Annotated in this window: 9 protein-coding genes; 7 read left to right on the top strand and 2 right to left on the bottom strand. The window is 36.3% G+C overall.

Annotated features, from left to right (window positions below):
- Positions 1–291: 291 nt before the first annotated feature.
- Complete coding sequence (locus tag V4762_RS09605; RefSeq protein ID WP_347315560.1) at positions 292–636, bottom strand: cupin domain-containing protein; 345 nt, start codon at positions 634–636, stop codon at positions 292–294.
- Positions 637–911: 275 nt separating this feature from the next.
- On the opposite strand from V4762_RS09605, the gene V4762_RS09600 reads away from it, so the two are divergent.
- The 5 genes from V4762_RS09600 to prpB are packed head-to-tail and all read left to right on the top strand — an operon-like array spanning position 912 to position 6955.
- Positions 912–2204: an MFS transporter gene (locus V4762_RS09600; protein ID WP_347315559.1), complete on the top strand. Its 1293-nt coding sequence runs from the start codon at positions 912–914 to the stop codon at positions 2202–2204.
- Between the two features lie 16 nt (positions 2205–2220).
- Entirely contained in the window at positions 2221–3597 is a 1377-nt protein-coding gene (gene tcuA / locus V4762_RS09595; RefSeq protein WP_347315558.1) for an FAD-dependent tricarballylate dehydrogenase TcuA, read from the top strand.
- Positions 3587–4678: a tricarballylate utilization 4Fe-4S protein TcuB gene (gene tcuB, locus V4762_RS09590; RefSeq protein WP_347315557.1), complete on the top strand. Its 1092-nt coding sequence runs from the start codon at positions 3587–3589 to the stop codon at positions 4676–4678. Before tcuA ends, tcuB begins: the two co-directional genes overlap by 11 nt.
- Positions 4679–4709: 31 nt before the next feature.
- Entirely contained in the window at positions 4710–6077 is a 1368-nt protein-coding gene (locus V4762_RS09585) for an MmgE/PrpD family protein (protein ID WP_347315556.1), read from the top strand.
- A gap of 47 nt (positions 6078–6124) precedes the next feature.
- On the top strand, positions 6125–6955 hold the full coding sequence (gene prpB / locus V4762_RS09580) for a methylisocitrate lyase (RefSeq protein ID WP_347315563.1): 831 nt from the start codon (positions 6125–6127) through the stop codon (positions 6953–6955).
- Between the two features lie 74 nt (positions 6956–7029).
- Here the strand turns inward: prpB and V4762_RS09575 are convergent, their stop codons facing one another.
- Positions 7030–8415: an MFS transporter gene (locus V4762_RS09575; protein WP_347315555.1), complete on the bottom strand. Its 1386-nt coding sequence runs from the start codon at positions 8413–8415 to the stop codon at positions 7030–7032.
- A gap of 209 nt (positions 8416–8624) precedes the next feature.
- Here V4762_RS09575 and V4762_RS09570 point away from each other — a divergent pair, with 209 nt between their 5' ends.
- Positions 8625–8867, top strand: coding sequence for an isocitrate lyase/phosphoenolpyruvate mutase family protein (locus V4762_RS09570; protein ID WP_347315562.1), 243 nt, complete (start codon positions 8625–8627; stop codon positions 8865–8867).
- A 105-nt stretch (positions 8868–8972) separates the two neighbouring features.
- Positions 8973–9118, top strand: a 146-nt coding sequence (locus V4762_RS09565; protein ID WP_347315561.1) for a helix-turn-helix domain-containing protein, incomplete at its 3' end; no start/stop codon positions are given.

Below are 9118 nucleotides of genomic sequence, written 5' to 3'. Positions count from 1 at the left end.
TTGGCTACTTCAAAAACATCTTTTCCCTTATTCCGCTCCCCAAAATAACAGCAAAGAGTTCAAGATTTGATAGAGCCTTTGACCCTATTTTTCCATCTTTTCACGAGGTCGATTAGATTAAAGAATTTTTTATTATTTGATTATTGAAATCATATTTTTATAATTCAGATTATTTTTTCATATATTAGATTCGCAACTTAAACAGGTTGAAATGTATCAAGTACCTTAACAGGTAAGGTAATGATATGTATTATCTATCAATCGATACACATGTTAAATATTTTAGATAATTTATAGCTTATTTAGCCAAAAGCTAAAATCCCTGCCAGGCACAAAAATATCAAGGCCAATTGAGGGTTCATCTAATACGTTTACTACAGTGTGCATTTCGTTCGGCTCTATATATACGCAATCGTTTTCCGATAGCACGACTTCGCTATCCTGGTTTTTTACAGACATTTTGCCCTTTAACACAACTAAAATTTGAGCGCTAGGGTGAAAGTGTTCTGGAGAAGAATGATGTGGAGGCTTTACAAAATGTTCTATTGATATGGATTCTTGATTGCAAAGGCTTGTGCGCTTCCAATCTTTTTGAGGCTCGTAGCTTTGTGCCGATCTAAAAAAAATAGGTTTCATTGTTTACCTCCTTTTAATTAAAAACAGCCCTTCCCTAAAAATCAATTTCAATTGATTTAATTTTACCACAATGTTTATAGGAAAATTTTTAGAGTTATCTTAACTTTCTCAGTTAATATTTAACCTCTTATCTTTAAAGAAGCTATATAAGTTATCAGCACGATCGTCGTGTCTTACTTTTTAAGCATATTGAACATAAAGATAATATAATTTAAGATATATAAATATCTAATTGATTTGTTTAACACAAATAAATTTGGGAGGTAAAGGGGCAAATGGAAGCTGATCAAAAAAAGATTAATCCATGGAATGTCTATCCGGGCGCATTTATTGGCTGGATGGTGGACGGCTTTGATCTAAGTATGATGTTCTTGTTAATACCTATTCTTGCACCTCAGTTTTTTCCAAAGAGTTCTGCAATAGCCATTATAGGAGTATGGAGCATTTATACCATTACACTGGTTTTTAGACCTTTAGGGGGGATACTTTTCGGTATTCTTGGCGACAAAATTGGCAGAAGAAAAGCAATATTTGCTGCAGTAGCTGGATTAGGGCTTTCTGTATTTCTTACAGGATTCTTGCCAAACTATCATAGTATAGGCGTTTGGGCTCCAATTTTACTAACATTTTTAAGGGCATTGACTGGCATATTTGCAGGAGGAGAATACAGCAATAGCGCAGTTATCATAGTAGAATCTGCAGAAAAAAATAAGAGAGGGCGTTGGGGAGGAGCAATACAGGCAGGATATGCAGTAGGTTTCTTGGTTGCAGCTATACTATTTTTATTTTTACACTATGCAATTCCAAAAGAGAGCTTTGCAAATTATGGCTGGAGATGGATGTTCTGGTCTTCGATAGTCTTAACAGTCATTGCACTTCTTGTTGTAAAGTACAGAATGATAGAGTCTGCAAAATGGGAAAGGGCGAAAGAAGAGGGCAAAACTAAGAAAATGCCTTTGACTGAAATTTTAAAAAATGGCGAAACCTTGAAAGAGGTTCTTACAGGAATTCTTTTTATGGTCGGAATGTCCTGGATTTATGGTTTAACTCTTGGGTTTTTCCCTACCGTTTTGGCATTAGGAAAACTTTTTGCTTTTCCACAAACGCTATATGTAGTAATAATAGCGCTAACTGCAGCTGTAATTGGATATCTTTCTTCTGGTTTTGTGAGCGACTATATCGGAAGAAGGAAAACTGTCATAACATTTTCCTTGATAGCAATCATAATTTCATTATTTGCTACTCAGATCATCTCAAAAACAACTAACTTTACATATTGTGCTGTATTTGCAAGCATATTAGGCTTCTTCTCCGCTGGGCTATATGGAGTCACACCTACTTATCTGTCTGAAAGATTTTCTACACACGTTAGAAGCACAGCGGTAGGCATCTCATTTAACTTCGGGTTTATCTTCGGAAACTGGGGAACGGCAATACTCTTAGTGTTCACTAAAATTTCCTCTTCTAATTTCCCAAATATGTGGAGTGCGTTTATAATATTTGGAGAAATTTTGGTTATGCTTTCAGCTTTGCTGTCAAAGGAGACAAAAGATATTGAATTGCATTAATCTAATTTAGGACATTATGGACTACGACGTTATAGTAGTTGGAGGCGGAAACGCAGGTCTTTGCGCTGCAATGAGCGCTACAGAAAACGGCGCAAGGGTATTGCTACTGGAAAGATCCCCAATATTTTACAGAGGGGGAAATAGCCGTCATACCAGAGATATCAGATATGCTCACGATAAACCAAATTCATACACAGTTGGCTCATACACAGCAGAAAATTACTACAATGATATACTCGAAGTAACAAAGGGCGAGACGAATAAAGAATTGGCTAAATTTTGTGTAGAGAAATCCCAAGACATCATCTTCTGGATGCAAAATCACGGGTGCAAATTTCAGCCTACCATAAAAGGCGCTCTTCACTTAGCTAACAGCGTGGCATTCTTCTCTGGCGGCGGCAAGTCCATGGTTAATAACTACTATCACTATTGCCAAAAAGTTGGTGTAAAAATTATTTATGACGCATTTGTGGTTGATTTAAAGTTTAAAAACAAAAAATTTTATTCAGTCTTAGTCAACTACAAACATAGCCTTCATGAAATAACCGCAAAAAGCTTAGTCCTCGCATGTGGTGGCTTTCAGAGCAATATTGAACAGTTGAAAGAAATTTGGGGAGATCCAGCAAAAAATCTAATAATCAGAGGAACCCCATATGATGAAGGAAACATATTCCAAATTCTAATAGAAGACGATGCAATGCCTATTGGAGATCCAAAAAATGCTCATATGTTGGCATTGGATGCAAGAGCACCAAAATTTGATGGTGGCATAGTGACCAGGTTAGACTGCATACCCTTTGGCATAGTTGTAAACAAGAATGCTGAAAGATTTTACGATGAAGGAGAAAATATATGGCCCAAGAGATATGCAATCTGGGGGCATATATTAATCAATCAACCTGATCAGATAGGACATGTAATTTTCGATTCTAAGGTAGTAAATCTTTTTATGCCATCCGCTTTTCCTGCATTCAGAGCCGATTCTCTAAAAGAGCTCTCCGAAAAGGTTAACCTTGATTCTGAAAATTTAATAAAAACCATAGAAAATTACAACAATCATTTGTCTTTAGGAGAATTCGATCCATCTATCTTAGACAATTGTAAAACTGTTGATTTAGAACCCCCCAAGAGCCATTGGGCGCTGCCTATCGATAAGCCACCATTTTATGCCTATCCGCTAAGACCTGGCATTACTTTTACTTATCTATCAGTTAAAGTAAACAAAAATGCGCAGGTTTTGACAAACAATGAGGAACCTTTCGAAAACGTTTTCGCTGCTGGAGAGATTATGTCTGGAAACATATTGAGCAAGGGATATATGGCAGGAACAGGTTTGACTATTGGTACTGTTTTTGGTATTACGGCTGGGAGAGAGGCTGCAAATGTTCGATAAAAATTTTGAGGATGCAAGATTTTCACTAAATATTTGCAACGCTTGCAGATATTGCGAAAACATTTGCCCTGTTTTCAAAGCAATAGAATTGAGAAGAACCTTTTCTGACAATGACATAATCTATCTGGCAAATCTTTGTCACGACTGTAGGGGTTGCTACTATGCATGCCAATACGCTCCACCCCATACTTTTGATATAAACATCCCAAAAGTTTTTGGAACATTGAGGCTGGAAACCTATAAAAATTATAGAAATTCAAAATTCTCAAAAGATATCGTTGATAAGCCGCATCTTTATAGCATTGCTACTTTTATAGTTTCATTTCTTTTTTATACTATCTCGTCAATAATCTATACTGGGAAATTGAGTTTAATAGTCATCGTTGATCAAAATGCTTCGTTTTACAGTATTTTACCTGAAAACTTTTTAATTATCACAATGCTTATTCCATTCGCCATATCATTAACCATCTACATAAAAAACTTTATTGACTATTGCGATTATATTGGTATAAAAAAAGGCGATTTCCTTAAACTCTCCAGCCATATTAGATCATTAAAGAGCGTAATCTTATTAGAGTTCCTTGGTGGAGGAGGCTTTGGTTGCAATTATCCAGATGAAGAATACAGCTTTTCAAGAAGGATTTACCACCAATTTGTATTGTTTGGATTCAAAATAACTTTCATATCTACTTTAATAGCTGCATTTATGAGTCATATTTTAAACATTTCGCCGCCATATACTTTTACCAGCCTGCCAGTAATATTTGGCTCTATTGGCGGAGCATTATTGCTTTTAGGATTAACTGGACTGCTATATTTGAGAACTAAAATGGATAGGATACCATATAGCGAGAATGTAAACTCGATGGACATTAATTTTATAATGATATTATTACTGTCCGTTCTAACTGGCTTTTTAGTTTTACTTTTCAGATCTACAATATTTATGCCTATTTTATTGATAATTCATCTGAGCATCGTCATAACCTTCTTTATAATGCTCCCCTTTAGTAAATTGCAGCATGCTGTCTTCAGGTATGTGTCAATATATAAGTATTTTTCTGAAATGAATAAATAAGTTTCGACTATTAATTGTGAGGAGCGTTGAAATGGACAAATATACTGATTTGTTTTCAGACTATGCGTTAAAAGTTAAGGATATCTCACCAGAAACAGCGCATGAAGTAAAAAGAAGAATACTCGACTCATTTGGAGTAATGTACCTGGCTTTTCATGAGAGCACACCAAAAGCCGCTAGAAACTATGCTTATATGTTCGAACACAAAAATGGCGCAAGTCTTTTTGGACTAAACTTTAAGACTACTCCTGAAATATCAGCTTTTGCAAACTGTGTACTCGTGAGATATTTAGACTTCAACGATACATATCTTTCGAAGGAGCCTCTTCATCCAAGCGATATGATACCAGGTTTATGGTCTGTAGCCGAATGGAAAAATCTAAGCGGTAAAAAACTTATAGATTCGATAGCTGTAGCTTATGAGATAGCTGTAAGTTTATGTGATGCAGCCAGCCTCAGAGACCATGGATGGGATCATGTAAATTACATTTCAATTGGAACAGTATGTGGCTTGGGCAGACTGCTTAAGCTAAAAAAAGAAACAATAGAAAATGCTATCTCTATTACAATAGTTCCAAACTCATCAATGAGACAGACGCGTTCGGGAGAGCTATCCATGTGGAAGGGAGCAGCGGCTGCCAATTCCGTAAGGAATGCTATCTTTGGGACACTTCAAGCATCTTGTGGTATGACAGGTCCAAATAAACCCTTTGAAGGCGAAATGGGTTTTTTTAGAGAATTGCTTGATGGCGATGCCTTTGATGACAAAGCTTTGATTTCTTTATTTAACGCAGACTCTCCCCGAAGAATATTAGATACATACATAAAATTTTACCCTGTTGAGTACCATGCCCAAAGCGCAGTAGACATCTCTAAAGAACTTCATAGATATATAAAATCACCAGATGATATTGACTATATCACTATTGAAACATTTCAAGCTGCATACGATATTATCGCAAAAGACCCAGAAAAATGGAGCCCGAAAACAAAAGAGACCGCAGATCACAGCCTCCAATACATTACAGCTGCATGTATCTTAGATGGAGATATCTCAAAGGATTCTTTCTCTAAAAATAAATTAAACGATCCTTTTATAAAAAATACTCTTAAGAAGATTAAGATAAAAGAAGATTTAGAGCTGGCTAAGTTATATCCTGAAGGCATTCCCAATCGCATAACGCTCAATACAAGGGACAACCAAACATATTCAAAAGAGATAATGTATCCCCGTGGCCACTCAAAAAATAAGATGACCGATGATGAAGTCATTAAGAAATTTAAAGACAATACCGAATCGATCCTGAGCACTTCAGAAAGAGATGCTATTATAGATATCATAATGAACCTGGATAAGTGTGAAAATATTTCAGATATAACAAAGAACCTGAGAGTATAAAGATGACCTGGTTGGTAGAAAATCAAGAAGAAAATCCCTCTCTTTCCCTGAAAAGACTAATGAAAGAGAATGACATAATACCCGTTGCAGGAGTATACAATCCTATCTGCGCCCTTCTTGCAAGAGAGGCAGGCTTTCAGTGCTGTTATTTGTCAGGCGCAGCTCTCAGCGCTAGCCTTGGATTGCCAGACTTAAGTTTGATAGAGTTAAGCGAAGTGTCAATGATGACTCGATATATCTATAGATCGTCAAACCTACCCTTAATTGTAGACATAGATGTAGGCTTTGGAGAAGCCTTAAACGTCTCAAGAACAGCAAAAGAGATAGAGGAAGCAAGAGGAGCAGCTATCCAGATAGAAGATCAGGTTTTGCCAAAAAAATGCGGTCATTTATCTGGCAAAAAGATAGTTGATACAGAAGCGATGATAGAAAAGATATCTGTAGCAAGAAAATCATCGAAAGATCTTATAATAATTGCCCGAACTGATGCAAAAGCCGTATATGGAATAGAGGAAGCGATAAGAAGAGCTAAGCTGTATCTAAAAGCTGGCGCAGACGTAATATTTCCAGAAGCGCTTGAAACAGAAGATGAATTTAGACTATTTTCAAAAGAAATTAGCGCCCCCCTGCTAGCAAATATGACAGAATTCGGGAGGACACCCTATATCAGCATCCAAAAATTTAAGGAATTTGGGTACAAATTTGTAATCTTTCCAGTAACCGCCCTAAGGCTTTCAAACAAGGCTGTCTTAGAAGGATTTGAAAATATCTTAAGAGATGGCACTCAACAAGATCTAATTTCCAAAATGCAAACAAGACAAGAATTATATGATCTGATTAAATATAAAGAATACGAAAATCTCAATAAAGAAATATAAAAGCATAAAGCCCTTCAAATCTCAAATTTACTTTGATCTATTGAAGGGCTTTATATATTTTTTCACTTAAAGGCTTACTTAATTTCCTCCAGCTTCCTGCCAGTGCTCTTTGGCCCAAGAAAATATAGATCTAACACAAGAATTATTATAAAAAACCAAAGCATTCCAAATGCTCCGCCAATACCATATTCTTTATAAATGACAGTGCCTATAAAGGTTGGCAAAATTGCTGAGCTAAGCCTGCTCAATGCATAAGAAGTTCCAGTGGCGCTAGCCCTGATTTGAGTTGGGAAGATTTCTGCATTATATTGATGATAAAAGTTTGACATATTCCAAAGAGAAAAGGTAGTAAGAAAGCCCATAAGCAATGCCAAATAGATATCTCCTGAAAATGCGAACAAGACTCCGAATACACCTACAGCAATAATAGATATTATTAAGCCGTATTTACGTTCGATCTTATCTATTACAAAAACATTAAATATGCTTCCAATTAAAAAGCCCGAATACACTACAAAGGTAAAAGTAAATATCTGATTAAGGTTTATCCCTCTGCTGCCCAAAAACAATGGAACTAATGCGGTAAATCCATAAAAGAGAGCAGATTGAAAGAACATAAAAATAAACATCATAACTGTTTTGCCCACGATGCCAGGCTTAAACAGATCAAGATATTTCGATGCCTCTTGTTTGGCTTCTGCTCTAATTTCTGGCTCTGGCAGAGATTTTAGATTCTTTTCTTTCATAATATCGTTTTCAATCTTAGTCATTAGTTCATCTGCTTCTTTGTATTTACCCTTGCTAACCAACCACCTTGGGGATTCAATCATCTTGAACCTTGCAACCCAAACCACCAGTGCACCAATACCTGCAAAAAGGAGAAATACTCTCCAGGCATCATGAGGCATATTTTTTTCGGTAATTGCTGCAAGCAGAGCACCAATAGGTGCAGAAGTGACGACTACCGTATAAGCCAGAGCAAGTCTTTTGCCCCTTGTCTTCCTGGACATCACTTCACTTATAAAGGTGTCCATTAAAACTCCTTCTGCGCCTATACCCATTCCTGCAATAAATATCAATATCAAAATGATATTAAGATCGTTGAGGAATGCAGCCACGATTAGAGGAATTCCAAAAATTAACAAATTAAAAAAGTACATTGTCCTTCTACCAAAAATATCAGCAAGCCTGCCGAGAATAATTGCACCAAAAAGCATTCCAAAAAAAGCATAAGAGATTAATATAATAGGTCCCTTACCAGATGGATATCCAAAACTAATACCGATCAATGCTACAAGTAACCCTAAACTTAGAAGAATAAGAGTGTCAAACCACTCTCCAGCAGTTATCATCCACAAAAAATTCCAATGAAAACCGCTCAGAGGAAGCCTTTCTAACCTAGCAGCGATGCTCGATTGAGAATGTTTCTCCTTTGCATTTTCTTTAATTTCCCCCATCATCGAACCTCCTTAAAAAATTATAAAGACGGCTAAATTAAACTTACAACATTACTAATTTATTGTAAGGCTATTGCGCAATTTGTCAACAAAAAGGCCTACATATAAAAATAAGTAAATGGTCGTTTAAAAATAAAAATAATTAATGAACAAGCTAATAGGTATATAATTTTAGATAATAATCGTATTTCTAAAATTCTCAGGAGGGTACACTGTCAAAAAGAGCAACGACCTTATTTAGAAAACTTCTATATTCAAAAGACATATTAGAACTGCCAGGCGTCTACGATGCCTTTAGCGCAAAAATAGCTGAAAAAGCAGGATTTAACGCTATTACTATGGGAGGTTATCAGGTTTCAGCCAGTTTGCTTGGTGAGCCTGGTGTTGGCTATTTAACCTTGTGCGGCAATTCATCCACCGCCTCAACGAATCGCAATGAATTAGGTGAGAGATGAATTGCCGCTCTTTATTTTGTTCTTGTCTCCAAAGTACAGCCATGATAAAATCAGCAGTATAGTTATGTATGGCGATGAATACATCGAAAACCAGGGTGAGAAGATATGAATAAGTCTTACAAGTACCGCATATGCCCTGCTCCCGAACAGGAAATTCTTATCAATAAAACTTTTGGCTGTGTGCGGTTTGTCTATAACAAGATGCTTGCAAATCGCAAAGAGGTTTATGAGCAGTTCAAAGATGATAAGGG

It is taken from the genome of Thermodesulfobium sp. 4217-1 (assembly GCF_039822205.1).
Taxonomy (GTDB): domain Bacteria; phylum Thermodesulfobiota; class Thermodesulfobiia; order Thermodesulfobiales; family Thermodesulfobiaceae; genus Thermodesulfobium.
The sequence above is the reverse complement of the archived record's forward strand: the minus strand, read 5'-3'. Positions and strand labels throughout refer to the sequence as shown.